Source organism: Xanthomonas sp. DAR 34887 (assembly GCF_041245805.1).
GTDB lineage: Bacteria > Pseudomonadota > Gammaproteobacteria > Xanthomonadales > Xanthomonadaceae > Xanthomonas_A > Xanthomonas_A tesorieronis.
The window spans coordinates 2,639,874-2,664,439 of sequence record NZ_CP162490.1 but is presented as its reverse complement, the minus strand read 5'-3'; the positions used below and the strand labels follow the sequence as shown (position 1 = coordinate 2,664,439).

The following is a 24,566-nucleotide window of genomic DNA, read 5'->3' as shown; positions in this document are numbered from 1 at the left end:
CCCGTAGCAGGATTTCGTCATGAGCCAGAAAATTGAAGGGAACTCGCCCACCCAGGCCACCCTTCGCACTTCGACCGTCAACACCAAGGCCGCCTCCGGCGCGTCCGAGGACGGCAAGGCGAATGCGGTGGGCGCCACGGCCGCGACCGACAGCCTGCGCCTGACCGGCGAAGCGTCCGGGCTGCAAAGCCTGCAGCGCGAACTGGCGGCGGCGCCGGCGGTGGACAGCAACCGCGTCGAGTCTGTGCGCAGCGCGCTGCAGAGCGGCAGTTACAAGATCAACCCCGACGTCATCGCCAGCCGCATGCTGGACCTGGATCAGCAGCTCAGCGCATGAACACGACCGTGACCAACCCCTTGCAACAGCTCAGCGACGCGCTCGCCGGCGAACGGCAGGCCCTGTTGGATCACAACGTGGAAGGCCTGATGCAGGCGACCGGCGACAAGCTGGCCGCGCTGCGGGCGCTGGAGGCCAACGTGCCGGCCGGTGCCGAGGCCGAGTCGTTGCTGCGCGAGCTGGCCGACGCCAACCGCGCCAACGGCGCGTTGTTGTCGCGGCGGCGGCGCGAAGTCAACTGGGCGCTGCGGCACCTGGGCCGCAGCGAGAGCGCCTCGTCCTACGATGCCAACGGCCAGTCCAGCACGTTGCGGATGAGCCGCCCGCTGGCGATCGCCTGAGCAACGCCCATCGCCTCAGCGCATGCCGGCTTCACGCCGGCATCCACGCATCTGGCGATGCCATCGGCGTATATTGAGCGTCCGCTCGTTACCCGTTGCCATTCGTGAATTTTGCCGATCCCGATTACACCGATCCGGTGCCGTTGCCTTCGCGCAGGAGCCTGCTCGCGCTGAGCGAGCTGATCGACGAAGGCCTGTTGCTGTTCCGCGCCGACGGCCGCCTGCTGCTGGCCAACCGTGCCGCCCGCGGCCACCTGTGCAATGCCGAGGTCTTCGACGACCGCGCCCTGGGCGAACGCCTGGCGCAGTGGCTGCCCAGCGATGCGCTGTCGCAGGCGCGCAGCACCGGCCGCTGGAGCGGCAGCCTGCCGACCGATGAACACGTGGTGCTGGCGCATCTGTATTTCCATGCCGACGGCGACGATAGCCACTATCTGGTGCTGATCCAGGGCATCGAAGGCCAGCAGGACTACGAACAGGAACTGCAGCAACGCCATGCCGAGTTGCGTCAGGCCTATCTGCGCCTCAACGGCGCGCAGGAAAAGCTGCTGCAGTCCGAGAAGATGGCCTCGATCGGCCAGCTCGCCGCCGGCGTCGCGCACGAGATCAACAACCCGATCGGCTACGTGCATTCCAACCTGGGCAGCCTGCAGGAGTACCTGCGCAGCCTGTTCACCCTGATCGAAGCCTACGAACGCGCCTTGCGCGCGCCGGATCCGAAGGCGCTGATCCCGGAAATCGACGACATCCGCAACCGTTTCGACATCGACTTCATCAGCCGCGACCTGCCGCAGCTGATGGCCGAATCGCGCGAGGGCATCGAGCGGGTGACGCGCATCGTGCGCGACCTCAAGGATTTCTCGTACTCCGGCCGCGAGGAATCGTGGAAGCTGGTGGACCTGCATTCCGGACTCGAGTCCACGATCAACATCATCTGGAACGAGCTCAAGTACAAGGTCACCCTGGACCGCCACTACGGCAACCTGCCGCTGGTCGAGTGCCTGCCGTCCGAGCTCAACCAGGTGTACATGAACCTGCTGCTCAACGCCGGCCAGGCGATCGGTGAGCGCGGCACCATCGTGGTCAGCACCGGTCAGGACGGCGAGGAGGTCTGGATCGAGTTCAAGGATTCCGGCGCCGGCATTCCGGCGGATCTGCTGCAGCGCATCTTCGATCCGTTCTTCACCACCAAGCCGGTCGGCAGCGGCACCGGCCTGGGCCTGTCGATCTCCTACGGCATCATCAACAAGCACCACGGCCGCATCGACGTGACCAGCACCGTCGGCGAGGGCTCCAGCTTCCGGATCGTGATTCCGGTGAGGCAGCCGAAATAACGGCAGGGATTCGGGATTGGGGATTGGGGATTGGCAAAAGCGGTTTTGCGTTTGCTGATCCGGTCCGTGCGTGTCAATGAAATGCCGACACCGCGCTTTTACGAATCCCCAATGCCGAATCCCGAATCCCAGCCCCTCAGGGCCCCGCATCCCGCCGCTGTTCGTCGTGCGTGCGGAACGCCTGGCGGATGTGTTCGCGCAGTTCGTCGTCGTTCCAGGGTTTGGTCAGGAAGCGGTAGATCGCGCCGCGGTTGATCGCGTCGGTGACCGTGGCCAGGTCGGTGTAGCCGGACAGCACGAGGCGGATGGTGTCGGGGTAGAGCATCTTCACCCGGCCCAGGAACTCGGTGCCGCTCATGTCGGACATGCGCTGGTCGGACAGGATCACCTGCACGTCGTTGGTGGCGAGCAGGTCGAAGGCGTCGCGCACGTTGCCGGCGGCCAGGATCCGGTAGCCGTCGCGGCGGAACAGGCGCACCAGCGAGCGCAGCACGTTCTCCTCGTCGTCGAGCAGCAGCAAGGTGCGGTCCGGGCGGGTCTCGGTGAACGATTCCGGGCGCAGGTAGCGGCGCCGCAGCGCCATGCCCGCGGCCTCGGCCGACATCGGCTCGCCGAACAGATATCCCTGGAAGATGTCGCAGTCGTTGCGGCGCAGGAAACCCAGCTGCGCCTGCGATTCGACGCCGTTGGCGATCACCACCATGCCCAGCTGGTGGCCCATGGCGATGATCGCGCGGGCGATCGCCGCCTCGCGGTTGCCGGCCGGCGCGCTCTTGATGAAGCTGCGGTCGATCTTCAGCTTGTCCACCGGATAGCGCACCAGCGCGCTGAGGCTGGAATCGCCGGTGCCGAAGTTGTCCAGGCTCAGGCTGATGCCTTCGCGGCACAGGTTGGCCAGGGTCTCGTGGACGAAGTTGACGTTGTTGGTCAGCGCGCTTTCGTTGATCTCCAGCACCATCATCTGCGGCGGCACGCCGGCCGCCTGCAGCGCCGACATCACTTCGTTGAAGAAGGTCGGGCGCAGCAGCTGCAGGGTGGAGACGTTGACCGCGATGGTGAAGTCGTCGAAGCCCTGATCGCGCCACAGCCGCGCCTGGCGCAGCGCGCCTTCCATCACCCAGGTGCCGATCTGCACGATCACGCCCAGCCGCTCGGCGGTACGCATGAACCGTTCCGGCACCAGGATGCCCAGCGTCGGCGACTGCCAGCGCAGCAGCGATTCCATGCCGACCACGCGGCCGTCGCGGGCGCTGACCATCGGCTGGTAGCGCAGGCGCAATTCGCCGTTGGGGATCGCATCGACGATCTGCCGCGAGATGATGCTCTCGCTGTGCGCGCTGGGCGGGCCGTCGGCCGCGTACAGGCGCACCATGTTGCCGCCTTCGCGCGCGGCCTGGTAGACCGCGTCCTCGGCGTAGTCGAGCAGCGTGGACAGCCGCGCGGAGTGTTCCGGGCACAGGCTCACGCCGATCTTGCCGGTCATGAACAAGGTGTACGGCAGCACCGACAGCGGCAGTTCGATCTGCTGCCGGATCTCTTCGGCGAAGGCCTCCGGCGGCGGCACGTCGGCGGTACGCGGCACCGCCATGACCAGCTCGTCGCTGCCGTGGCGCCACAGCAGGCCGCGCCCGCGCAGGTGCGCCTGCAGCCGCTGCGCCAGCAGCGCCAGCGCGTGGTCGCCCACTTCCGCGCTCATGTTCTCGTTGATCGAGGCGAAATGGTCGATGTCGATGTGCAGCAGCATCACCCCCGGCCCGCCGGCCAGCGACTCGGCGATCATCCCGGTCAGCGCGGGGTGGCCCGCGCCCAGGCGCGACGGAAGTTCGTCGTCTGGCGACACGGGGACAGCGGGATTCCACATCGTTTCTAAGGTCCTGGTGGGTGCGTCGGCGTCGCCGCCGTCGTGTAGGGCAGGCACAGCGTCACCCGCGTGCCGGCACCGGGTGCGGTGTCGATCTGCAGGGTACCGCCTGCGCTCTGTGCGCGCTCGCGCATCACGATCAGGCCCAGTCCGCGCGGTCCGGCCGGATCGAAGCCGTCGCCGTCGTCGACCACCTCCAGGCGCAGCTGGCGGTGCTGCTCGTCGCTGAGCGCCATGCGCACCTCGCCGGCGCAGGCGTGGCGCAGCACGTTGGTCAGGCTTTCCTGGGCGATGCGGAAGCAGGCCTGCTCGACCTCGCCGCTGGGCCGCGCGGGCAGGGTGGCGATCTCCAGCTGCAGGCGCACCGGCGAGGCGCGGAACAGCATGCCGGCCTGCCAGCGCAGCGCCGCTTCCAGGCCGAGCGCGTCCAGTTGCGGAGGGCGCAGCAGGGTGGACAGGTTGCGCAGCTTGGTGATGCTGCTGTCGGCCAGCTGCACGATCTCGTCGAGGTCTTCGCGGCGGCGCTCGGCATCGGCCTCGTCCAGCGCGGCGTGCGCGGACAGCTTCATCGCCGTGATCGCCTGGCCGATGTCGTCGTGCAGGTCGCGCGAGATCGCGCGGCGCTCGTCTTCCTGCAGCGAGAACAGCCGTCGCGCCATTGCCTGCAACTCGCGGTTGCTCAGCGCCAGTGCGTCGCGCATGCGCTCGGGTTCGCTGAGGTCGCGCACGATCAGCAGCTTGCAGTCGCGGCCGCTGTAACGCACCTTGCCGAACGACAGCCCGGCGTGGAACAGCGAACCGTCGCGGCGGCGCATGCGCGCGGCGGCGCCGCGCTCGCCCTTGTCGCCGGCATCGCGCATCTGCTCGCGCACCTGCTGCAGATCGCTGGGGTGGACCAGGCCCTGCAGGGGTTCGCCGAGCAGGTTCTCGCCGTCGTAGCCGAACTGTCCGGCGCAGGCGGCGTTGGCGTACAGCACATGTTCCTGGTGCAGGATCGCCACCCCGTCGGGCAGCACCCGCACCAGTTCGCGGAACTGCTCCTCGCGCTCGTGCAGCAGGCGCCGCGAGCGCTCGTGTTCGGTCACGTCCTGCAGGGTACCGCGCACGCAGGCCGCGCCTTCGTCGTCGCTGGCCGATTCGGCGCGCAGGTGCAGCATGCGCGCCTGGCCGTCGGCGGCCAGCACCGGCAGCAGCATGTCCAGCTGCACCGGCGCGGGACCGCACAGGTCCTCGAGCATGCGCTGGATGCGCGCCTGCGAGGCCAGGTCGGAGGGCACCAGCAGCTCTTCCAGGCGATGCTGGCGCGGCTGTTCCGGCGCGCGCCGGCCGAGCATCCGGTAGACCTGGTCGGAGTAGTGGCCCAGGCCGCTGGCCGGATCCAGTTGCCAGGAGCCGAGGCGGGCGATCGCCTGCGCCTCTTCCAGCCGCAGCAGCGCCTGGTCGCGGCGCTGCTGCGCCTCGTGCTCGGCGCTGCGGTCGCTGATCACCACCAGCCGCGCTGCGCGGCCGCGGTAGTCCAGGCCGGTGCTGCGCGCCTCGGCCATGCGCAGGCTGCCGTCGCGCAGCCGCAACGGCTCGGCCACCACGCAGACCTTGGATGGCGTGTCGCGGATCGCCTGGATCACCTGGCCCATGCGCTCGGCCGCGCTCGGCGGCCAGAGCCGGCCCAGTTCCAGGCCGACGAAGCTGTCGTGCGGCCAGCCGAAAAAGGCGATCGCCGCCGGATTGACGTCCACGACCCGCAGCGTTTCCGGGTCGTAGACCAGCATCGGGCTGGGATTGGCCTGGAACATCTGCCGGTAGCCGGCCTCGGACAGCTCCAGCTGCGCATGCACCTGCATCGCGCCGCGGACCAGCGGGCGCAGCAGGCAATACAGGGCGATGGCGGTCACCAGCAGGAACACCGCGTCGTTGACCAGTTGCAGCACGGCCAGCGTCCGCGTATCGGCCACGAAGCGAACCAGCAGCAGGTCGCTGCCCAGCGACCAGATCAGGCCGACCAGCAGGTACAGCAGCGCGGTCCGCCAGATTCCCCGGTCCAGCCGCTGCGCCAGACGCATGCCCGAGGACGGGGAGGTCGGGGAGAGATCGCGTTGTGGTTGCATGCCCCGACAGCCCGATGCGGCGGTATTCGTCCGCCGCCATCTTACCGGCAAGCGGCCATTGCGGCCCAGCGCGGCCGGCGCCGGGGCCGGCCGGGCGCTCAATTAATGCCGCAGGGTGCCGTTATCACCTTCGTCCGCCAGCACCAGCGCGGCAGAAACGGAGCACCTCGGCGTGGATCAAGGCGTCATCGCAAGCTTGCTGCAGCATCCGCTCACCTCGGCCGTGGTCCTGTTGGACGCCGAAGGGCGGCCGCTGGCCGCGAACCGGGCCGCGCAGGCGTTGGAGCTGCCGCGGACGGTGGAAGCCTATGCCGAGCTGATGCGCGACGTGCGCGAGCGCCTGCTCAACGGCGAGAGCATGCTCGCCTGCGCGCTGCCCGGCACCGCCGGGCGGCGCCTGGACGGGTGGCTGCGCGCAGTGCGCGACGACGCCGGCGCGCTGCTGGCCTATACCCTGAGCGTGCCCGAGCCGGTCGGCAGCGACGGCGCCACGCGCTGGGAAATCGCCCTGGACAGCGCCGAACACGGCCTGTGGGACTGGGACATCCCCAGCGACCGGATCTTCCGTTCCGAGCGCTGGAAGCAGATGCTCGGCTACGAGGGCGCCGCGCCGGACTATGGACTCAACGCGCTGCTGCCGCTGGTGCACAGCGAGGACCAGGCCCGCCTGCGCGAGGCGATCCGCGCCCATTTCGAGGGCCGCACCGCGACCTACGTGTGCGAATTCAGGCTGCGCCAGCAGGACGGCCAGTGGCGCTGGATCCTGGACCGCGGCCGCATCGTCGCCCGTACCGCCGACGGCAGCCCGCTGCGCATGGTCGGCACGCATACCGACATCCACGAACAGAAGCTGCTTGAGCAGCGCCTGCGCGACCAGCAGACCCTGCTGCGCGAGGCGCAACGCATGACCAGCATGGGCAGCTGGTCGTGGGATCCGCTGCAGAACCGGATCTGGTGGTCGCGCGAGTTCCTGCGCGTGACCGGCCTGAGCGAGGAGCAGATGCCGAGCAGCCGCGGCTGGCTGCGCCTGCTCAGTCGCGAGTCGGCGGCGCAGGTGATCTCCACCTGGCGGCGCATGCAGCGCGACGGCAAGCAGGCCAATTTCGAGGTCGAGCTGGTGCGCGGCAGCGAGGCGCCGCTGCACCTGCGGGTGTGGGCGCAGCCGCAGCTGGAAGCGGACGGCGGCTTTCAGCGCGTGCTCGGCCAGGTGCAGAACATCACCGAGCAGCGCCAGACCGACGCACTGATCCGCTGGCGCACCGAACTGCTCAACCGCGTCTCAGCGCTGGGCAAGATCGGCGGCTGCGAGATCGAGGTCGGCACCCGGCGCATGCAATGGACCGAGGAGTGCTACCGCATCCACGGCCTGCGCAAGGAAACCATCGACCTGGACCAGGCGCTGGCGCTGTACACCCTGGATTCGCGCGACGCGTTCGAAACGGCGCTGGCGCGGATCGCCCACGGCGGCCTGCCCGAGCAACTGGACCTGTGCTTCCACCGGCCCTCCGGACACCGGGTGTGGGTGCAGGTGCTGATCGAGCTTGACGACCGCGACGGCCTGCCGCCGCGCTTCGTGGTGCTGTTCCGCGACATCAGCCGCGAACGCGAGGCCAGCGAGCGGATCGAGCTGCTGGCCCACTACGACCTGCTGACCGGGCTGCCGAACCGGCAACTGCTGCGCGAGCAGGCGGAAGCCGCGATGCACGACGCGGTGGAGCGCGGCAGCACCCTGGCGATGCTGTTCGTCGACCTGGACGGGTTCAAGAGCATCAACGATTCCTTCGGCCATGCCACCGGCGATGCGCTGCTGAAACTGGCGGCCACGCGCATGCACCAGCAGCTGCGCACCAGCGACCTGTTCGGCCGCTTCAGCGGCGACGAGTTCGTGGTGGTGTTGCGCGACCTGGCCGAACCCGGCGACGCCGGGCATGTGGCGCGCAAGCTGATCGCGGCGCTGGCCGAGCCGCTGCACAACGGCGAGAACGTGATCAAGATCGGCGCCAGCATCGGCATCGCCTTGATGGAGGAGGGGCGCCAGGACTTCGACAGCCTGCTGCGCGCCGCCGATGCGGCGATGTACGCGGCCAAGGAATCCGGCCGCAACACCTGCCACTACTACAGCCAGGACGTGCTGCTGCGCGCGCAGCGGCGGCTGGAGATCGAACATGCGCTGCACGGTGCGCTGGACCGCGAGGAGTTCTCGCTGGTGTACCAGCCGCTGGTGCACGCGGCCGGCGAACGCGCGCCGGCGGTCGAGGCGCTGCTGCGATGGCACCGCCCCGGCCACGGCCATTGCAACCCGGCCGAGTTCATTCCCATCGCCGAGGAATGCGGCGAGATCGTGCGCCTGGGCGACTGGGTGATCAACGAGGCCTGCCGCCAGGCCGCGGCCTGGGATGCGGCGGGGCTGAGCTTCGACCGCGTGTCGGTCAACGTCTCGGCGATGCAGCTGCGCGACCGCGGCTTCGCCGAGCGGGTGATCGAGCTGTGCCAGCGCAACGGCTGGTCGCCCAGGCGGCTGGAACTGGAACTGACCGAATCGGCGCTGATCCGCGACACCGAATCGCTGCGCCGCTGCTTCGAACTGTTCGAACAGGAAGGGGTGCTGCTGGCGGTGGACGACTTCGGCACCGGCTTCTCCAACCTGCATTACCTCAACCGCTTCCCGGTGCAGCGACTGAAGATCGACCGCAGCTTCGTGCAGGACATGCTCATCGACAGCGGGACCGCCAAGGTCACCCAGGCGATCGTGCAACTCGGCCATGCGCTGGGCATGCAGGTGGTGGCCGAGGGCGTGGAGACGGCCCAGGAGGAGGCGCTGCTGCGCGAGCAGGGCTGCGACGAGATCCAGGGCTATCTGCACTCGCGGCCGCTGCCGCCGCGCGAGCTCGCCTCCTGGCTGCGGGCGCGCCAGGCCGAGACGCCGGCGACGCTGCCGCGGCTGGTGCTTGCTGGTCAGTGAATGCGGCTCGCCGGCAGCAGGCGGGCGCTGTTGCGGTGCTGCAGTTGCTGGCTATACTTCGCGCCCATCGTTCCCGGCCAGAGGCCACTTCCTTGGACAGTCATCCTAGACCGACGCTGCAGCTGTCGAGCTGACAGGACCGTCAAGGTCTGGGTTCGTCCCAGATGGGTCCCGTCCGCTCAGGACGGGATCGTTCGCCAGCGCCGCACCGGCGCCGGCAGCAACCTCCCGCAGTACGCAAGCCCGATCCGCGAGGACCCCGAGCGTGGCCCCTGGCGTTTCCGTATTCCGGAGCCGCCCATGCAGCATTCGTCGTTGTTGTCGCCATGCGCCGTGTCGGCGCTGCCGGTCGTGCGCGCGCGCGCGTGGCGGCGCCGGTGCGTGATCGGCGCTCGCGCATGCTGCCGCAGCCGCTCGATCTGCGCTGCACGCAAGCGCGCGCGAACTGGGTGCCTGCCGCCCGCGCGCTCGGCGGAACCGATCTGGCTGGACGTGGGCCGTCGCCAATGCGCCGCGGCCCTGGTCGATGCCTGCGCGCCGACTGCGATCGACGCCGCGACCGGCATCGGCCTGGCGGCCTCGCGCCGCATCCTACGAACGCGGCGCAGCGGCGGCTGACGCCTGGCTTGCATATTCGCTTGCCACACTGAGCGGTCGTCCTACCCCTCTTCCTTCGTTTTCTTCCCAACCCGTGCGGCGCAGCTGGCGCCGCCGTCCTGCCGGAACCTTCCCATGGTGCTATTCCCCCGCGACCGCAACGCGCCCGGCACTGTCGCCGCACGCCCCGGTGTGCTGCCCAATTTCCACGATCTGGCGGTGTTCGCGCTGCTGCTTGGGCTGGGAGCGCTGCTGCTGCACGGCGCCGCCGACATGCGCGCGCCGCTGCCGCCACCGGGCACCGAAGCGGTCTCGCTGGATCTGCGCCAGCTTCCCGAATACGGCCTGCGCACCACCTTGCGCATGTTCGCGGCGATGGCCGCCTCTTTGGTGTTCACCTTCGTGGTGGCGACCCTGGCGGCCAAGAGTCGCCGCGCCGAGCGGCTGATCGTGCCGGCGCTGGACATCCTGCAGTCGGTGCCGGTGCTGGGCTTCCTGACCTTCACCGTGACCTTCTTCCTGGGCCTGTTTCCCGGCCGCCAGATCGGCGCCGAGCTGGCCTCGATCTTCGCCATCTTCACCAGCCAGGCCTGGAACATGGCGTACTCGTTCTACCAGTCGCTGCGCAACGTGCCGCGCGATCTGGACGAGGTCACGCGCGGTTTCGGCCTGACGTCGTGGCAGCGCTTCTGGCGGCTGGAAGCGCCGTACGCGACGCCGGCGCTGATCTGGAACATGATGATGTCGATGTCCGGCGGCTGGTTCTTCGTGGTCGCCTCCGAGGCGATCACGGTCGGCGACCACACGTTGGAATTGCCCGGCATCGGCTCCTACCTGGCGTTGGCGATCGCGCAGCGCAATTTCGGCGCGGTCGGCTGGGCGGTGCTGGCGATGGGCGTGTTGATCGCGCTGTACGACCAGTTGCTGTTCCGCCCCATCGTCGCCTGGTCGGACAAGTTCCGCGCCGAACTCACCGCCTCGCAGGACAAGCCGCAGTCGTGGCTGTACGACCTGCTGCGGCGCACCCGCCTGGCCAAGCGCCTGGTCGCGCCGCTGGCCTGGGTCTGGCAGCGCACCTTGCTGCTGCGCTGGGCGCCGCGCCGCCCGCGTCCGGCGGCGGCCTCCGTGCACGACGCCAGCGGCAACGTCTGGGGCGATCGGCTATGGACCGCGGCGCTGGCCATCGCGGGACTGGCCGCGGCCTGGTTCGCGTTCGATTACGGCCGCCAGCACCTGCGCCTGCACGACCTGGCCGAGGCCTTCGGCGGCGGTCTGGCCACGCTGCTGCGGGTGGTGGTGCTGATCGCGCTGGCCAGCGTGGTGTGGGTGCCGATCGGGGTGTGGATCGGATTGCGCCCGAAGGTGGCGCAGCGGGTGCAGCCGCTGGCGCAGTTCCTGGCCGCGTTCCCGGCCAACGTGCTGTTCCCGTTCGCGGTGCTGGCGATCGTCGCCACCGGCGCCAGTCCGAACATCTGGCTGTCGCCGCTGATGATCCTGGGCACGCAGTGGTACATCCTGTTCAACGTGATCGCCGGCGCCAGCGCGTTTCCCACCGACCTGCGCGAGGCGGCCACGGTCTACCGGCTGCGCTCGTGGACCTGGTGGCGGCGGGTGATCCTGCCGGGCATCTTCCCGTACTACATCACCGGCGCGCTGACCGCGTCCGGCGGCTCCTGGAACGCCAGCATCGTCGCCGAACTCGCCAGCTGGGGCGACACCCAGGTACAGGCCTACGGCCTGGGCTCCTACATCGCCCGCGCCACCGCCGCCGGCGATGGCGCGCGGGTGCTGCTCGGGGTGGCGGTGATGTCGCTGTTCGTGACCGTGTTCAACCGCGCGGTGTGGCGGCGCCTGTACGCCTTCGCCGAACGCCGCCTGCGCTTCGACTGACCCTTCTGGAGATTGCGACCATGACCTTTTCCGCAAGCGCACCCGAGCGCTCCCCGCTGGTCCGCGTGCACGGCGTGCGCAAGAGCTACGACAAGGGCGGGGCGACGCCGCTGGTGGTGTTGGACGATGTCGACCTGACCTTGCATTCGGGCCAGATCGTCGGCCTGCTCGGACGCTCCGGCTCCGGCAAGTCCACGCTGTTGCGCGCCATCGCCGGGCTGTTGCAGCCCAGCGCCGGCAGCATCGTGTTCCGCGACGCCACGCCGGCCCAGGCGATCGACGACATCGCGATGGTGTTCCAGAGCTTCGCGCTGTTCCCGTGGCTGACCGTGCTGCAGAACGTGGAGGTGGGCCTGGAGGCGCGTGGCGTGGCCGCCGACGAACGCCGGCGGCGCGCGTTGGCGGCGATCGACCTGATCGGCCTGGACGGCTACGAGGGCGCCTATCCGAAGGAATTGTCCGGCGGCATGCGCCAGCGCGTGGGCCTGGCCCGCGCCCTGGTGGTGCGGCCGAAACTGCTGTTGATGGACGAGCCGTTCTCGGCGCTGGACGTGCTGACCGCCGAAACCCTGCGCACCGACCTGCTCGACCTGTGGTCGGAGGGGCGCATGCCGATCGAGTCGATCCTGATGGTCACCCACAACATCGAGGAGGCGGTGCTGATGTGCGACCGCATCGTGATCTTCGGGGCAAACCCGGGCCGGGTGATCGGCGAGATCCAGGTCACCCTGCCGCAGCCGCGCAATCGGCTGGCGCCGGCGTTCCGCGCCCTGGTCGACGACATCTACGCGCGCATGACCGCCAGCCCGCAGCGGACGCAGGCGCGCGAAGGCGTGTTCCCCGGCAGCGGCATCGCCATGGTGCTGCCGCGGGTGTCGAGCAACCTGCTGGCCGGCCTGGTCGAGGCGGTGGCGGCCGAGCCGTACCACGGCCGCGCCGACCTGCCGCCGCTGGCCGCCAGCCTGCAGCTGGAGGTGGACGAACTGTTCCCGATCGCCGAGACCCTGCAGTTGCTGCGCTTCGCGGTATTCGAGCAGGGCGACCTGCAGCTGACCCCGGCCGGGCAGCGCTTCGCCGAACTCGGTACCGACGCGCGCAAGCAGATGTTCGCCCAGCACCTGGCCACCTACGTGCCGCTGGCCGCGCACATTCGCCGCGTGCTCGACGAACGCCCGACCCACCATGCGCCGGCGCGGCGTTTCCGCGACGAGCTGGAAGACCACATGTCCGAGGACTATGCGGCCGAAACCGTGCAGGCGGTGATCAGCTGGGCGCGCTACGCCGAGTACTTCGCCTACGACAAGCAGGCCGACCTGTTCTCGTTGGAGAATCCCAGCTAGCGCGCTGCGTTTTTCGATGCAGAGGTGAGAGCGCCGCTTGTAGGAGCGGCTTCAGCCGCGACGCGCGTTACCGTCTGTCGCGGCTGAAGCCGCTCCTACAGGAGATTGCGCTATCGCGCCGGTGCGGCGATGCCGCCCAGATCGGCTCAGTCGTTGTCGACGAGCACCGCGTACCCAGGCAGCGCCTGCGGCGTGCCGGCCGCGGCGATGGCGGCCCCGCTAAGCCCCATGTCCCAGGCCAGACCGGCCCAGATCGGATCGGCGATGCGTTCGCTCTGCGCCACCGGGCCACGCCCGCCCAGCATCTGCCGCAGTTCTTCCTGCGCCAGCATTTCCAGCTGCCGCAGTGCGCTGCCCGGCTGCCGCCGCGCCGTCACGGGCGTGGCATTGGCGGCCGCGACCGGTGCCGGGCGCGGGTTCGCGGGCAGGGCGCTGTGCTCGGCGCTCAGGTCGTCGCAGGACATGGCCGCGACTCGGGACTGGGACTGAAAAGGCATCGGCTCGCACGGTCGGAGGAGGGCAGACACGACAAGCCCCGGACAGGGCCGGGGACTGGTCGCTTCATGGTGCGGCAGGCTGCACGCGGTATCGGTCAGAACAACTCGACGGTGCCGGCGCCCATGCTCTGCTGCGCCACCGGCTTGTGCGGCGGACGCTCCCATTCCACGCGCATCTCGCGCAGGCGGGTGCCGACCCGTTGCAGCGCGTCGACCAACTCGCTGTCGAACACGCCGCCGTTGCGATGCAGCAGTTCCTGCAGGGCCACGGCCTCGCGGTTGATCGCGGTCAGGCGGTCCAGGTGGGTATGCACCCCGCCCAGGGCCTGGGTCGCGATGTCCTCGAACTGCAGGGCGCGCACCGCTTCGGCGACGCTGCTGTCGATGGAGCGGCCGCACTCGGAGATCTCGCGCATGCCTTCGCCCAGCGAATTGTTGATCGCCGCCACGTTGTCCAGCATCGACGCGGCCTCGGCGCGCGCCTCGCGGGAGCGGTCCATGTCGCGCGAGGCCATGTGCGACACCGTCTCGCGGACCTTGGCGATGGCGTCCTTGGAGCTGTGCGCCAGCTTGCGGATCTGCTCGTTGAAGGTGGTCGAGCGTTCGGACAGGTTGCGCACCTCGTCGGCGACCACCGCGAAGCCGCGGCCCGCCTCGCCGGCACGCGCCGCTTCGATCGCCGCGTTCAGCGCCAGCAGATTGGTCTGGTCGGCGATCGACTTGACGTCTTCCAGCAGGGCGAAGATGCCGTCCAGGTGCTGCGACATGTCGTCGATGTAATGCACCGTGGCGCTGCTCTGGCCGCTGACCTGTTCCAGCGCCTCGACCAATTGCTCCATGCGCTGGCTGGCATGCTGGGCGAAGCGGGCCACGTCGACCCCGGCGCCGCCGTCTTCGCCGGCGCGATCCACGATCCGGGCCAGCGCCACGCTCTGCTGCCGCGACTTGCGGTTCATCGCCTCGAAGCTGCCGCCCAGGCCGCTGACCGCCTGGCGGATCAGTTCGCGGGCCCGTTCGATCTCGCTGCGCGAGCCTTCGATCTCGTTGCCGACGAAGCTGCGCAATTCGGTCAGCAGCTGATCCTGCTCGCGCATGATCTTGGACTGCTCCGGCGAACGCCGGCTCTGGCTATAGGCTGTCCAGGCGGCGAAGCCCAGCCAACTCAACGTCATCGTGGTGAGGATGGCCCAACGGACCGGGGCCGGCCAGTCGAAACCGGCGGCGATGGGGAACAGCAACGTCAGGGCGAGCGGGGCGGCCAGACGGATCAGGAGGCGTGAGTACATGGACGTTCTCGGCAGATTCACGATTGCTGTATCGGCCGTACCCCCTCGGTCTTTAGCGGCCGTGTGGCGCCGATCGCGTCCGCGCGGCGAAACGTGCGCTGCATCGAACCCTGGCCGGCGCCACCGGCGCCGCGTTCAGCCCAACGCGCGGTCCACCGCGTCGATCATGCGTCGCTTGGCCAGCAGGAAATCCCACAGGCTGCCGCCCATCTGCCGCCACAGCACCGCCGAGCGCACCGCGGCCAGCAGCAGCGCGCGGATCTCCGCCACCACCCCGGCCTGACCCAGGTAATGCGGGTTGCCCTGTACCATCACCCGCGGACGCAGGTGGCTGATGGTGTCGGCATACAGCTGGCCGAGCGCGCCGATCACCTCCGGATGCGCGCTGTCGCCGTGCTCGGCCAGCTTCGGCGCGATCCTGGCGATGCCGGCGCTGACCTTGGCGCCGGTCTCGGTGTCGCGGATGAAGCGCCGCTCCAGTTGCAGCACCGCCAGCGCCAGCCGCGGCAGCGCCTCGTCCTGGCCCTGGTTGCGGAAATAGTTGTGCAGCAGGCGCAACCCGGGCGCGACGTCGCCGACCCGGCCATACACCGCCTCCGGCGTGTCGGCGTCGGTGCGGAACACGCTGTCCAGCAGGGTCCGCACCAGCGACGCCTCGGACTGCCCGGTCTCGGCGATGCGCCGGACCTGCTGCAGGGCCTGGGCGACGCCGGCCAGCGCCAGCACGCGCGCGTCCATGGAATCGGTCATCGGGTGGTTTCCTCATGTAGATCGGTGCGCTGCGCCAGGCGGCGCTGCAGCGGGGCATCGGTGGTGGCGATCACGGCGCCGCCCAGGCATTCGTCGCCCTGGTACAGCACCAGCGACTGGCCGGGGGTCACGGCGCGCTGCGGGCGGGCGAAGCGCACTGCCAGGGTGCCGTCGTCGGCCACCTCGACCGTGCACGGCTCGTCGGCCTGGCGGTAACGGGTCTGCGCGGTGCAGTCGAAGCGCCGCGCCGGCGCCGACCCGGCGATCCAGTGCGCGGCTTCGGACTGCAACTGCGTGGACATCAGATGCGGACTGTCGCGATCCTGGTCCACGTACAGCACGTTGCGCGCCACGTCCTTGCCGACCACGTACCAGGGCGCCGCCGCGCGGCCGCGCACGCCGCCGATGTTCAGACCCTCGCGCTGGCCCAGGGTGAAATAGAACACCCCGGGGTGCTCGGCCACGACCTGTTCCTGCGGGTCGCGGATTTCGCCGCGCCGGGCCGGCAGGTAGCGGCCGAGGAACTCGCGGAAGTCGCGCTCGCCGATGAAGCAGATGCCAGTGGAGTCCTTCTTCGCGTGGGTCGGCAGGCCGGCCTCGCGGGCGATGCGCCGCACCTGCTCCTTGGGCAGCTCGCCGACCGGGAACAGGGTCGCGGCCAACTGCGTCTGGCCGAGTTGGTGCAGGAAGTAGCTCTGGTCCTTGTTGCGGTCCACCCCTCGCAACAGCCGCCAGCGGCCGTCGGCGAAGGCCACCCGGGCGTAGTGGCCGGTGGCGATGCGCTCGGCGCCGAGTTCGCGCGCCGCGTCCAGGAAATGCTTGAACTTGACCTCGCGGTTGCACAGCACGTCCGGGTTCGGCGTGCGCCCGGCGGCGTATTCGGCCAGGAAGTGGGCGAACACGCCTTGCCAGTATTCCTGGGAGAAATCGCGGAAGTGGAACGGCATGCCGAGCAGGCCGCACACCGCCACCGCGTCGCGGCGGTCGTCCTCGGCGCGGCAGTCGCCGCTGCCGTCGTCGGCCCAGTTCTGCATGAACAGGCCAGCCACGCCGGCGCCTTGCTGCACCAGTTGCCAGGCGGCCACCGACGAATCGACCCCGCCGGACACGCCGACCATGATCCGCGCGCCGTTCATGCCAGCTGCCGCACCAGGTCCAGCGGATAGCGCTTGCCGGCGAGGAAATCGGCGACCACCTGCCACACCAGCGGGCTGCGCCAGCGCGGCGCGGCGGCTTCCAGCTCGGCCGGGGTCATCCACAGGGCGCGCACGATGCCTTCGTCCAGCGGCCGCTGCGGGTCGTGCGCGAGCGGCTCGGCGGCGAAGGCGAAGCGCAGGTAGTGGCGGCCGTTGTCGGCCTTCCATTGGTAGGCGCCGATGAACGCGGTCAGCCGCACCTGCCAGCCGGTTTCCTCCAATGTCTCGCGCAGCGCCGCCTGCAGCAGGCTCTCGTCCGGCTCCAGGTGCCCGGCCGGCTGGTTCAGCACCAGTGCGCCGGCGATGGACTCTTCCACCTGCAGCAGGCGACCGTCGCGGACCACCACCGTGGCCACGGTCACGTCGGGCTGCCAGGGACCGGGGGGCAGCGCCATCAGAACGCGTCCTTGCCGGCGTTGAGCTCGGCATCCATCGCATCGGCGCCGCGCGCCGCCGCTTCCAGTGCCTCGCGCAAGGCGGTGTCGTCGGCATCGGCGGCCACCTTGACCACGAACACCGCGGTGCCGCCCTGGCGCACCCAGCCGCCGAGGATGTCGGCCTGCGCGTCTTCCAGCAGGCGGTTGGCGACCGCGGCGGGCAAGGTGTCGCCCTTGGCCTGGTAGGCCGGCGACCAGATCTCGCGGATCCGGTAGCTGCCGAAGGTCTCCACCGGCGAGCGCACGTAGATCAGCTGCTGGCGCTCGCGGCCCTGCTCGCGCAGTCCGAACAACAGCTGGTAGTCGCCGTCGGCATCGGCCTGGACGTCGTAGCCCATCGCCTTCAGGCGCTTGCCTAGCGCCTGGTCCGGCGCGGCGGCCGCCGGCAGCGAGGCGGCCAGGAGCGCGGCGAGCAGGGCGGCCGTGCGGAAATTCGTCGAATGCATGCGTTGCGCCATCAAAGAAGCCGAATTGTGCGGGCAGGATCGGCGATCGTCCAATCCGGTCCGACAGCGGCCGTATATAATCGGCACATGCCTCGCAAGAATTCTTCAGACCACGACCACGGCGTAATGGTGGAGACCGGCAAGCCCGAAGTCGCCCGCCCGCCGATGTACCAAGTGCTGTTGCTGAACGACGACTACACCCCGATGGACTTCGTGGTGACCGTGTTGCAGCAGTTTTTCTCGCTGGACCTGGAGAAGGCCACGCAGGTGATGCTGCACGTGCATACCCGCGGCCGCGGCGTCTGCGGGGTGTACACCCGCGAAGTGGCTGAATCCAAGGTAGCTCAGGTGAACGAGTTTTCGCGGATGAACCAGCATCCCCTGTTGTGCACGATGGAAAAAGCCTGATATTGGTAAGCGTCGGTCACCGGTTTGCCGGACTAACGCGGTCTGAACACACTGATCCGATAGGGTTGTGGAAATTCGCAACTCCAGCCGCATATTGTTGGCAACAGACGTCGGAGTGAACCATGTTCAGCAAAGATCTCGAGCAAACCATCGGCCAGTGCTACAAGCGCGCCCGGGAAGCCCGCCATGAGTTTATGACGGTCGAACACCTGTTGTTGGCATTGCTCGACAACCCTTCGGCGCAGGCGGTGCTGAAAGCCTGCGGCGCCGACACGGAGCGCCTGCGCGGCGAACTGGAGCAGGCCATCGAAGCCTCGGTCTCGCGCCTGGCCGAAGACGACGGCCGCGACACGCAACCCACGCTGGGCTTCCAGCGGGTGCTGCAGCGTGCGGTCTACCACGTGCAGTCCTCGGGCAAGAAGGAAGTCACCGGCGCCAACGTGCTGGTCGCGATCTTCGGCGAAAAGGACTCGCATGCGGTGTATTTCCTGAATCAGCAGGACATCACCCGCCTCGACATCGTCAACTACCTGTCGCACGGCATCGCCAAGCTCGGCGAGGACGGTGAGAACCCGGCGCCGTCCGACGGCGAGGCCAAGGGCGAGGCGGGCGAGGGCGAACCCAAGGGCGACGCACTGGCCGAGTACGCCACCAACCTGAACGAACAGGCGCGCAACGGCCGTATCGATCCCCTGGTCGGCCGCGCCGACGAAATTGAACGCACCATCCAGGTGCTGTGCCGTCGGCGCAAAAACAACCCGCTGTACGTGGGCGAGGCCGGCGTCGGCAAGACCGCGATCGCCGAAGGCCTGGCCAAGCGCATCGTCGAGGGCAGCGTGCCCGAGGTGCTGGCCGACGCGGTCATCTATTCGCTGGACCTGGGCGCGCTGGTCGCCGGCACCAAGTACCGCGGCGACTTCGAAAAGCGCCTGAAGGGCGTGCTGACCTCGCTGAAGAAGGTGCCCAATGCGGTGCTGTTCATCGACGAGATCCACACCATCATCGGCGCCGGTTCGGCGTCGGGCGGCACCATGGACGCCTCCAACCTGATCAAGCCGGCGCTGGCGTCGGGCGACCTGCGCTGCATCGGCTCGACCACGTTCCAGGAATACCGCGGCATCTTCGAGAAGGACCGCGCGCTGGCGCGGCGCTTCCAGAAGATCGACATCGTTGAGCCGACCGTCGGCGAGACCTTCGAGATCCTGCAGGGCCTGAAGCCCAAGTACGAGGCGCACCACGGCGTGACCTACGCCGACGACGCGCTGCAGGCGGCGGTGGATCTGTCGGTCAAGCACATCGGCGACCGCCTGCTGCCGGACAAGGCGATCGACGTGATGGACGAGGCAGGTGCGCGTCAGCGGCTGCTGCCGGAAGGCGTGCGCAAGGAGCTGATCGACATCGAGGAGATCGAGACCATCGTCGCCAAAATGGCGCGGATCCCGGCCAAGCAGGTCAGCGCCACCGACAAGGACGTGCTGCAGCACCTGGAGCGCAACCTGAAGATGGTGATCTTCGGCCAGGATCCGGCGATCGAGACGCTGGCCTCGTCGATCAAGCTGGCGCGTTCGGGCCTGGCCAATCCGGAGAAGCCGATCGGCAACTTCCTGTTCGCCGGTCCCACCGGCGTCGGCAAGACCGAGGTGACCAAGCAGCTGGCGCTGCAGCTGGGCATCGAGCTGGTGCGCTTCGACATGTCCGAGTACATGGAGCCGCATTCGATCAGCCGCCTGATCGGTGCGCCTCCCGGCTATGTCGGTTTCGACCAAGGCGGCCTGCTGACCGAGAAGATCGTCAAGACCCCGCACTGCGTGCTGCTGCTGGACGAGGTGGAGAAGGCGCATCCGGACATCTTCAACATCCTGTTGCAGGTCATGGACCGCGGCGTGCTCACCGATACCAACGGGCGCGAGGCCAACTTCAAGAACGTGATCCTGGTGATGACCACCAATGCCGGCGCCACCCAGGCCTCGCGGCGCTCGATCGGCTTCACCAAGCAGGACCATTCCACCGACGCGATGGAGACCATCCGCCGCAGCTTCACCCCGGAATTCCGCAACCGCCTGGACGCGGTGGTGCAGTTCCAGCCGTTGGCGTTCAGCCACATCCTGCGCGTGGTCGACAAGTTCATCATCGAACTGGAGATGCTGCTGCAGGAGAAGCACGTGTCGCTGTCGGCCACGCCGACCGCGCGCGACTGGCTGGCCCAGCATGGCTTCGACCCGCTGATGGGCGCGCGGCCGATGGCGCGGGTGATCCAGGACAAGGTCAAGCGCCCGCTGGCGGACGAACTGCTGTTCGGCAAGCTGGTCGGTGGCGGCCGGGTCACCATCGATGTGCAGGACGGCGAGCTGGTGGTGGAAACGCAGGCCGAGCCGGAGCGCCTGTTGCCGGCGACCGTGGAGTGATGGCGCGCTAGAACGCCAGGCACGACAAAAGGCGGCTGCAGACCCTGCAGTCGCCTTGCGATGTCACCGATGAAACGAGAAGGCGGCCAATGGCCGCCTTTCTTACGACCGCTGCGACGCGGTCACTTCATGCGGTAGGTGATACGACCCTTGGTCAGGTCGTACGGGGTCATCTCGACCTTCACCCGGTCGCCGGTCAGGATGCGGATGTAGTTCTTGCGCATGCGGCCGGAGATGTGGGCGATGATCTCGTGCCCGTTTTCCAGCTTGACCCGGAAGGTGGTATTGGGCAACGTCTCGCTGACGGTGCCTTCGAATTCGATGGAGTCGTCTTTCGACATGTAATCCTGTGCGATTTCGCGTGCGGCCAAAGGCCTTAAGAGCGGGGATTTTACTCGCCTCGGCCGCAGCATGCAAAGTTTGCGTTAATGCCGCTCAGGGCAGGGCCAGTTCCGCAGCGGCCAGTTCGCCGAAACGTGGCGTCCACGGGCCAGGTGGAGCGGGCGCGGCCACCAGCGTGGCGATCGCCTCGAGGAACGCGCCGCGCGGCCAGCGCTGCGCGCCGAGACGCCGCAGGTGGTCGTTCTCGACCTGGGCATCGATCAGCGGCCAGCCCCAGTCGTGCAGGCGCCTGGCCAAAGCCGCCAGCGCCACCTTGGAGCCGCCGCTGCGCGCGCTGAACATGCTTTCGCCGAAGAACATGCGCCCGCGCGACACGCCGTAGATGCCGCCGACCAGCTCGGCGCCGTCGAACACCTCCACCGAGTGCGCGTGCCCGGCGCGATGCAGGGCGATGTAGGCGGCGCTCATCTCGGCGGTGATCCAGGTCCCGTCCTGGCCGCGGCGCGGCGCCTGCGCGCAGGCCTCGATGACCTGCGCGAACGCGGTGTCGGCGCGTACCCGCCATGCCGAGTGGCGCAGCGAACGGCGGAAGCGCGAGGACAGCCGCACCGCGTCGCTGCGGAACACGGTGCGCGGGTCCGGGCTCCACCACATGATCGGATCGCCGTCCGAGTACCAGGGAAAGATGCCGTGCGCGTAGGCATTGAGCAGACGCGTGGCGGTCAGGTCGCCGCCGATCGCGAGCAGGCCGTCCGGTTCGCGCAGCGCGCTCGCCGCGGGCGGGAACGGGGCGGTCGGATCGGCGGCAAGCAGGGCGGGGAGGCGGCGCATCGGCGCAGGGTAGCCGATCGGGCGGAGGCGGCTAGTCCTGGCGGAACGGCGAGTGTCGCAGCAGGGTCGCCGCGTGCTGGCGTACCGCGGCGGTTTCCTCGGCGCACCAGGCGGCCAGCGGCGCGCGGAAGCCGGGGTCGGCGATCCAGTGGCGGCTGCGCACCAGCCGCGGCAGGAAGCCGCGGGCGATCTTGTGCTCGCCCTGCGCGCCGGGCTCGAAACGGGTCAGGCCTTCGCGCAGGCAGTAGTCGATGCCCTGGTAGTAGCAGGTCTCGAAGTGCAGGCCGGGCAGGGCAGCACCGCCCCAGTAGCGGCCGTACAAGGTGTCGCCGCCGCGCAGGCAGAGCGCCCCTGCCACCGGGGTTTCATCCAGCATGGCAAGGAATATCAGAAAGTTGCGCGGCATTTCTCGTGCAAGATGCGAGAAGAACTCCAGCGTCAATGCCGGCGAATTGCCGTAGTCGTCGAAGGTGCGCAGGTAGAACCCGTACATCGCGTGCAGGTCGGCGGCGCTGGCCTCGTCGCCGTGCACGACGCGGAAGCCGATGCCGGCGCGCTGCACCTTGGCCCGCTCCTGGCGGATGTTCTTGCGGCGCTTGTGGTCCATCGCCGCCAGGTAGGCCTCGAACTCGGTCCAGCCGGCCTCGTTGTGCCACTGGTACTGCACGTCGCTGCGCGCCAGCCAGTCGTCGCCGAACGCGGCGTCGTCCTCGGCGCTGTGGAAGTTCACGTGCGCCGAGGACAGGCCGCTGGCCTCGGTCAGCGCCTGCATCGCCGCCAGCAGCGCCTGGCGCCCGGTCGCGTCGCGCGCCAGCAGCCGCGGTCCGGTGACCGGCGAATACGGCACCGCGCACAGCCATTTCGGGAAGTAGTCCTGGCCGTAGCGCGCATAGGCATGCGCCCAGGCATGGTCGAACACGAACTCGCCATGCGAGTTGGTCTTCAGGTAGCCGGGGGCGGCGGCGACCAGCGCGTCGCCGTCCCACAGGGTCAGGTGCAGCGGATTCCAGCCCCAGTCCGGGCGCAGGCAGCCATGCCGTTCCAGGCCGGCCAGGAACGCGTGCGCGAGGAACGGGTTGCGGCCGTCGTGCAGGGCGTCCCAGTCGGCGGCGGCGACCTCGTCGAGCCGGTGCAGCCAGCGTACCTGGGTCATCGCCGGGCGGGTTCGGGACGGGCCGGTGCGCTGAACGAGAGCGGCAGGACGGCCGCGGCGAGTGCCGGATCGGCGCAGTCGAGTCCGGTCCTGGGCAACTGCGCCAGGCGCGCCGTCACTCGGGCCAGGCCGGCGGCACGCTGTGGCGGCGCCGCAGCCTGCACCGCGCTCGATTCGAACGAGCCAGGGCAAGGCCGGTAAAGGAAGCGCAACTGGGCGTTGTCGGTCGCGTTGGCGCCGAGTTCGCTGGAGAAGGTGCTCATCGCCCCGCGCAACAGCACCGATGCCAGGGCCAGGTGCTGCTGCGCCGCCTCGGCCTGCACGGCGACGTCGGCGTTCGTGCCTACAGACGCCGGCGACGGGCGCGCCGCCAGCAAGCGCTGCATTTCGCCGCCACCGCCCGGGAGCTCGCCCAGCGCGACCAGGGCCGCAAGCGTGTCGGCCGCGTCGGCGGCGCCGCCGGCCGCGTCCTCGCGCAACCAGCCCAGGGCGCGTTCGCGGCGCTGCGGTGCGGTCGGAATGCCAGCCAGTATGCACTCGCCGAGAAAGCGGGTGAACACGGCCCGCGCGCCGGCATCGCCAGCGATCGCCTCGGCCGTGATGCGGTCGCCGGTGTCGCGCACGGACTTGCTCATCGACCTCATCAGCAACTTGATGCTGTCGTCGGCCCCGGTGCCCAGCAAGCCGCCGGCCATCGTCGCGGCCAGCGCATCGACCTGCTCCGGGGACATGCAGAACGCCATGTGCGCCGCTTCCACCGAACCGATGGTCAGCGGCGGCGCCACGGGCTGGGCATGCAACGCGCCCGCCGCCGCGAGCAGGCAGGCGAGCGCAACGCCACGTCGGCGGCGCTCGGCGGCTCGGGAGCCGGATTCGGTCAAGCGCCCTTGTCCAGATAGCGCTCGGCATCCAGCGCGGCCATGCAGCCGAAGCCGGCCGAGGTGATCGCCTGGCGGTAGTGCTGGTCGGCGACGTCGCCGGCGGCGAACACGCCCGGCACCGAGGTCTCGGTGGCCGCGCCGCCGAGGCCGGAGCGGATCTCCAGGTAGCCGTTGTTCATCGCCAGCTGGCCGTCGAACAGCTGCGTGTTGGGGTGATGGCCGATGGCGACGAAGAACCCGTGGGCGACGATGTCGCGGGTGTTGCCGTCCAGGGTCGACTTGACCCGCACCCCGGTGACGCCGGCCTCGTTGCCCAGCACTTCGTCGATGGCGTGGTGCCAGACGGTCTCGATCTTGCCCGCCGCGACCTTGGCGAACAGCTTGTCCTGCATGATCTTCTCGGCGCGCAAGGTGTCGCGGCGGTGCACCAGGTAGACCTTGCGGGCGATGTTGGACAGGTACAGCGCCTCTTCCACGGCGGTGTTGCCGCCGCCGACCACGACCACGTCCTGATCCTTGTAGAAGAAGCCGTCGCAGGTGGCGCAGGCGGACACGCCGCGGCCCTTGAACGCTTCTTCCGAGGGGATGCCCAGGTACTTGGCGGTGGCGCCGGTGGCGATGATCAGCGCGTCGCAGGTGTACTCGGCGCTGTCGCCGCTGAGCTTGAACGGACGCTGCGACAGGTCGGCGGTGTGGATGTGGTCGAAGATCACCTCGGTGTCGAAGCGTTCGGCATGCGCCTGCATCCGCGCCATCAGGTCGGGGCCCTGCAGGCCATGGGCATCGCCGGGCCAGTTGTCGACCTCGGTGGTGGTCATCAGCTGGCCGCCCTGCTGCAGGCCGGTGATCACCACCGGCTTGAGATTGGCGCGCGCGGCGTAGACCGCAGCGGTCCAGCCGGCCGGGCCCGAGCCCAGGATCAGCAGGCGGGAATGCTTGGCGGAATTGGCGGCAGAAGAGCTCATGTATACTCGCGAAGAGGTGGAAATGGCGGCGGATTCGCGGCATTGCGCGGCCTCCGGCGTAGTCGCATAGAGTGGCGGCCGGCCTGGGATGAATCAAGCCGCGTGACGGGAACGCTGCGGCCTGTTGCCACTGCGCCGCCTTGCCGACGCCGCGTGTCGATGCCGCTGCGTGGCGCCGGGAGTTGGCGCGAAGGCGAGCAGT

General features: G+C 69.2%; 22 protein-coding genes. 9 read left to right on the top strand and 13 right to left on the bottom strand.

Annotation, left to right across the window (positions count from 1 at the left end; translation table 11 throughout):
• The first annotated feature begins 19 nt into the window (after nucleotides 1-19).
• The 3 genes from flgM to AB3X08_RS11350 all read left to right on the top strand — a co-directional run bounded on the left by flgM (nucleotide 20) and on the right by AB3X08_RS11350 (nucleotide 2,012).
• Nucleotides 20-337, top strand: coding sequence for a flagellar biosynthesis anti-sigma factor FlgM (flgM, locus tag AB3X08_RS11360; protein ID WP_369938362.1), 318 nt, complete (start codon nucleotides 20-22; stop codon nucleotides 335-337).
• Nucleotides 334-678 carry a flagellar protein FlgN gene (locus AB3X08_RS11355; protein WP_369938360.1) on the top strand — a complete coding sequence of 115 codons (345 nt, stop codon included), beginning with the start codon at nucleotides 334-336 and terminating at the stop codon, nucleotides 676-678. Before flgM ends, AB3X08_RS11355 begins: the two co-directional genes overlap by 4 nt.
• 104 nt (nucleotides 679-782) lie before the next feature.
• A complete protein-coding gene (locus AB3X08_RS11350; RefSeq protein ID WP_369938359.1) occupies nucleotides 783-2,012 on the top strand; it encodes an ATP-binding protein in 1,230 nt (409 codons plus the stop codon).
• Nucleotides 2,013-2,148: 136 nt separating this feature from the next.
• Here AB3X08_RS11350 and AB3X08_RS11345 read toward each other — a convergent pair whose 3' ends face one another.
• Nucleotides 2,149-3,873: an EAL domain-containing protein gene (locus tag AB3X08_RS11345; RefSeq protein WP_369938358.1), complete on the bottom strand. Its 1,725-nt coding sequence runs from the start codon at nucleotides 3,871-3,873 to the stop codon at nucleotides 2,149-2,151.
• 5 nt (nucleotides 3,874-3,878) lie between these two features.
• Complete coding sequence (locus tag AB3X08_RS11340) at nucleotides 3,879-5,978, bottom strand: PAS domain S-box protein (RefSeq protein WP_369938356.1); 2,100 nt, start codon at nucleotides 5,976-5,978, stop codon at nucleotides 3,879-3,881.
• 172 nt (nucleotides 5,979-6,150) lie between these two features.
• Between AB3X08_RS11340 and AB3X08_RS11335 the strand changes: the two genes are divergently transcribed.
• From AB3X08_RS11335 to AB3X08_RS11320, 4 genes are all read left to right on the top strand, one after another.
• Nucleotides 6,151-8,940: an EAL and GGDEF domain-containing protein gene (locus tag AB3X08_RS11335; RefSeq protein WP_369938354.1), complete on the top strand. Its 2,790-nt coding sequence runs from the start codon at nucleotides 6,151-6,153 to the stop codon at nucleotides 8,938-8,940.
• A gap of 300 nt (nucleotides 8,941-9,240) precedes the next feature.
• Nucleotides 9,241-9,558 carry a hypothetical protein gene (locus tag AB3X08_RS11330; RefSeq protein ID WP_369938353.1) on the top strand — a complete coding sequence of 106 codons (318 nt, stop codon included), beginning with the start codon at nucleotides 9,241-9,243 and terminating at the stop codon, nucleotides 9,556-9,558.
• A gap of 114 nt (nucleotides 9,559-9,672) precedes the next feature.
• Nucleotides 9,673-11,427, top strand: a complete 1,755-nt coding sequence (locus AB3X08_RS11325; RefSeq protein WP_369938351.1) for an ABC transporter permease — start codon at nucleotides 9,673-9,675, stop codon at nucleotides 11,425-11,427.
• 20 nt (nucleotides 11,428-11,447) lie between these two features.
• Nucleotides 11,448-12,767 (top strand): AAA-associated domain-containing protein, encoded by a 1,320-nt coding sequence (locus tag AB3X08_RS11320; protein WP_369938349.1) that lies wholly within the window; start codon nucleotides 11,448-11,450, stop codon nucleotides 12,765-12,767.
• Between the two features lie 146 nt (nucleotides 12,768-12,913).
• Here AB3X08_RS11320 and AB3X08_RS11315 read toward each other — a convergent pair whose 3' ends face one another.
• From AB3X08_RS11315 to AB3X08_RS11290, 6 genes are all read right to left on the bottom strand, one after another.
• On the bottom strand, nucleotides 12,914-13,231 hold the full coding sequence (locus AB3X08_RS11315; protein ID WP_369938348.1) for a hypothetical protein: 318 nt from the start codon (nucleotides 13,229-13,231) through the stop codon (nucleotides 12,914-12,916).
• Between the two features lie 128 nt (nucleotides 13,232-13,359).
• Nucleotides 13,360-14,550, bottom strand: a complete 1,191-nt coding sequence (locus AB3X08_RS11310; protein WP_369938346.1) for a methyl-accepting chemotaxis protein — start codon at nucleotides 14,548-14,550, stop codon at nucleotides 13,360-13,362.
• Between the two features lie 135 nt (nucleotides 14,551-14,685).
• Nucleotides 14,686-15,300, bottom strand: coding sequence for a high frequency lysogenization protein HflD (hflD, locus tag AB3X08_RS11305; RefSeq protein ID WP_369938344.1), 615 nt, complete (start codon nucleotides 15,298-15,300; stop codon nucleotides 14,686-14,688).
• Nucleotides 15,297-16,436 carry a tRNA 2-thiouridine(34) synthase MnmA gene (gene mnmA / locus AB3X08_RS11300; RefSeq protein ID WP_369938343.1) on the bottom strand — a complete coding sequence of 380 codons (1,140 nt, stop codon included), beginning with the start codon at nucleotides 16,434-16,436 and terminating at the stop codon, nucleotides 15,297-15,299. Before mnmA ends, hflD begins: the two co-directional genes overlap by 4 nt.
• Nucleotides 16,433-16,891 carry an NUDIX hydrolase gene (locus AB3X08_RS11295; protein ID WP_369938342.1) on the bottom strand — a complete coding sequence of 153 codons (459 nt, stop codon included), beginning with the start codon at nucleotides 16,889-16,891 and terminating at the stop codon, nucleotides 16,433-16,435. The genes mnmA and AB3X08_RS11295 overlap by 4 nt, the downstream gene beginning before the upstream one ends.
• A complete protein-coding gene (locus tag AB3X08_RS11290) occupies nucleotides 16,891-17,391 on the bottom strand; it encodes a hypothetical protein (RefSeq protein ID WP_184409886.1) in 501 nt (166 codons plus the stop codon). The genes AB3X08_RS11295 and AB3X08_RS11290 overlap by 1 nt, the downstream gene beginning before the upstream one ends.
• Before the next feature lie 75 nt (nucleotides 17,392-17,466).
• On the opposite strand from AB3X08_RS11290, the gene clpS reads away from it, so the two are divergent.
• Together clpS and clpA are read left to right on the top strand one after the other, a co-directional pair.
• Complete coding sequence (gene clpS / locus AB3X08_RS11285) at nucleotides 17,467-17,787, top strand: ATP-dependent Clp protease adapter ClpS (protein WP_046979857.1); 321 nt, start codon at nucleotides 17,467-17,469, stop codon at nucleotides 17,785-17,787.
• A gap of 122 nt (nucleotides 17,788-17,909) precedes the next feature.
• Nucleotides 17,910-20,192: an ATP-dependent Clp protease ATP-binding subunit ClpA gene (gene clpA / locus AB3X08_RS11280; protein WP_369938340.1), complete on the top strand. Its 2,283-nt coding sequence runs from the start codon at nucleotides 17,910-17,912 to the stop codon at nucleotides 20,190-20,192.
• A 122-nt stretch (nucleotides 20,193-20,314) separates the two neighbouring features.
• Here the strand turns inward: clpA and infA are convergent, their stop codons facing one another.
• From infA to trxB, 5 genes are all read right to left on the bottom strand, one after another.
• Nucleotides 20,315-20,533 (bottom strand): translation initiation factor IF-1, encoded by a 219-nt coding sequence (infA, locus tag AB3X08_RS11275; RefSeq protein ID WP_004425677.1) that lies wholly within the window; start codon nucleotides 20,531-20,533, stop codon nucleotides 20,315-20,317.
• A gap of 94 nt (nucleotides 20,534-20,627) precedes the next feature.
• Nucleotides 20,628-21,365: a leucyl/phenylalanyl-tRNA--protein transferase gene (aat, locus tag AB3X08_RS11270; RefSeq protein WP_369938339.1), complete on the bottom strand. Its 738-nt coding sequence runs from the start codon at nucleotides 21,363-21,365 to the stop codon at nucleotides 20,628-20,630.
• 31 nt (nucleotides 21,366-21,396) lie between these two features.
• Complete coding sequence (locus tag AB3X08_RS11265) at nucleotides 21,397-22,518, bottom strand: GNAT family N-acetyltransferase (protein ID WP_369938337.1); 1,122 nt, start codon at nucleotides 22,516-22,518, stop codon at nucleotides 21,397-21,399.
• Entirely contained in the window at nucleotides 22,515-23,399 is an 885-nt protein-coding gene (locus AB3X08_RS11260) for a hypothetical protein (protein ID WP_369938335.1), read from the bottom strand. Before AB3X08_RS11260 ends, AB3X08_RS11265 begins: the two co-directional genes overlap by 4 nt.
• Nucleotides 23,396-24,364 carry a thioredoxin-disulfide reductase gene (trxB, locus tag AB3X08_RS11255; RefSeq protein ID WP_369938333.1) on the bottom strand — a complete coding sequence of 323 codons (969 nt, stop codon included), beginning with the start codon at nucleotides 24,362-24,364 and terminating at the stop codon, nucleotides 23,396-23,398. The genes AB3X08_RS11260 and trxB overlap by 4 nt, the downstream gene beginning before the upstream one ends.
• Nucleotides 24,365-24,566 lie beyond the last annotated feature (202 nt).

Bases quoted from the DNA above. Each gene is read 5' to 3' on its own strand.
- flgM (WP_369938362.1), top strand. From the start codon at position 20: ATGAGCCAGAAAATTGAAGGGAACTCGCCCACCCAGGCCACCCTTCGC.
- AB3X08_RS11355 (WP_369938360.1), top strand. From the start codon at position 334: ATGAACACGACCGTGACCAACCCCTTGCAACAGCTCAGCGACGCGCTC.
- AB3X08_RS11345 (WP_369938358.1), bottom strand. From the start codon at position 3,873: ATGTGGAATCCCGCTGTCCCCGTGTCGCCAGACGACGAACTTCCGTCG.
- AB3X08_RS11340 (WP_369938356.1), bottom strand. From the start codon at position 5,978: ATGCAACCACAACGCGATCTCTCCCCGACCTCCCCGTCCTCGGGCATG.
- AB3X08_RS11330 (WP_369938353.1), top strand. From the start codon at position 9,241: ATGCAGCATTCGTCGTTGTTGTCGCCATGCGCCGTGTCGGCGCTGCCG.
- AB3X08_RS11325 (WP_369938351.1), top strand. From the start codon at position 9,673: ATGGTGCTATTCCCCCGCGACCGCAACGCGCCCGGCACTGTCGCCGCA.
- AB3X08_RS11320 (WP_369938349.1), top strand. From the start codon at position 11,448: ATGACCTTTTCCGCAAGCGCACCCGAGCGCTCCCCGCTGGTCCGCGTG.
- AB3X08_RS11315 (WP_369938348.1), bottom strand. From the start codon at position 13,231: ATGTCCTGCGACGACCTGAGCGCCGAGCACAGCGCCCTGCCCGCGAAC.
- AB3X08_RS11310 (WP_369938346.1), bottom strand. From the start codon at position 14,550: ATGTACTCACGCCTCCTGATCCGTCTGGCCGCCCCGCTCGCCCTGACG.
- hflD (WP_369938344.1), bottom strand. From the start codon at position 15,300: ATGACCGATTCCATGGACGCGCGCGTGCTGGCGCTGGCCGGCGTCGCC.
- mnmA (WP_369938343.1), bottom strand. From the start codon at position 16,436: ATGAACGGCGCGCGGATCATGGTCGGCGTGTCCGGCGGGGTCGATTCG.
- AB3X08_RS11295 (WP_369938342.1), bottom strand. From the start codon at position 16,891: ATGGCGCTGCCCCCCGGTCCCTGGCAGCCCGACGTGACCGTGGCCACG.
- AB3X08_RS11290 (WP_184409886.1), bottom strand. From the start codon at position 17,391: ATGGCGCAACGCATGCATTCGACGAATTTCCGCACGGCCGCCCTGCTC.
- clpS (WP_046979857.1), top strand. From the start codon at position 17,467: ATGCCTCGCAAGAATTCTTCAGACCACGACCACGGCGTAATGGTGGAG.
- clpA (WP_369938340.1), top strand. From the start codon at position 17,910: ATGTTCAGCAAAGATCTCGAGCAAACCATCGGCCAGTGCTACAAGCGC.
- infA (WP_004425677.1), bottom strand. From the start codon at position 20,533: ATGTCGAAAGACGACTCCATCGAATTCGAAGGCACCGTCAGCGAGACG.
- aat (WP_369938339.1), bottom strand. From the start codon at position 21,365: ATGCGCCGCCTCCCCGCCCTGCTTGCCGCCGATCCGACCGCCCCGTTC.
- AB3X08_RS11265 (WP_369938337.1), bottom strand. From the start codon at position 22,518: ATGACCCAGGTACGCTGGCTGCACCGGCTCGACGAGGTCGCCGCCGCC.
- trxB (WP_369938333.1), bottom strand. From the start codon at position 24,364: ATGAGCTCTTCTGCCGCCAATTCCGCCAAGCATTCCCGCCTGCTGATC.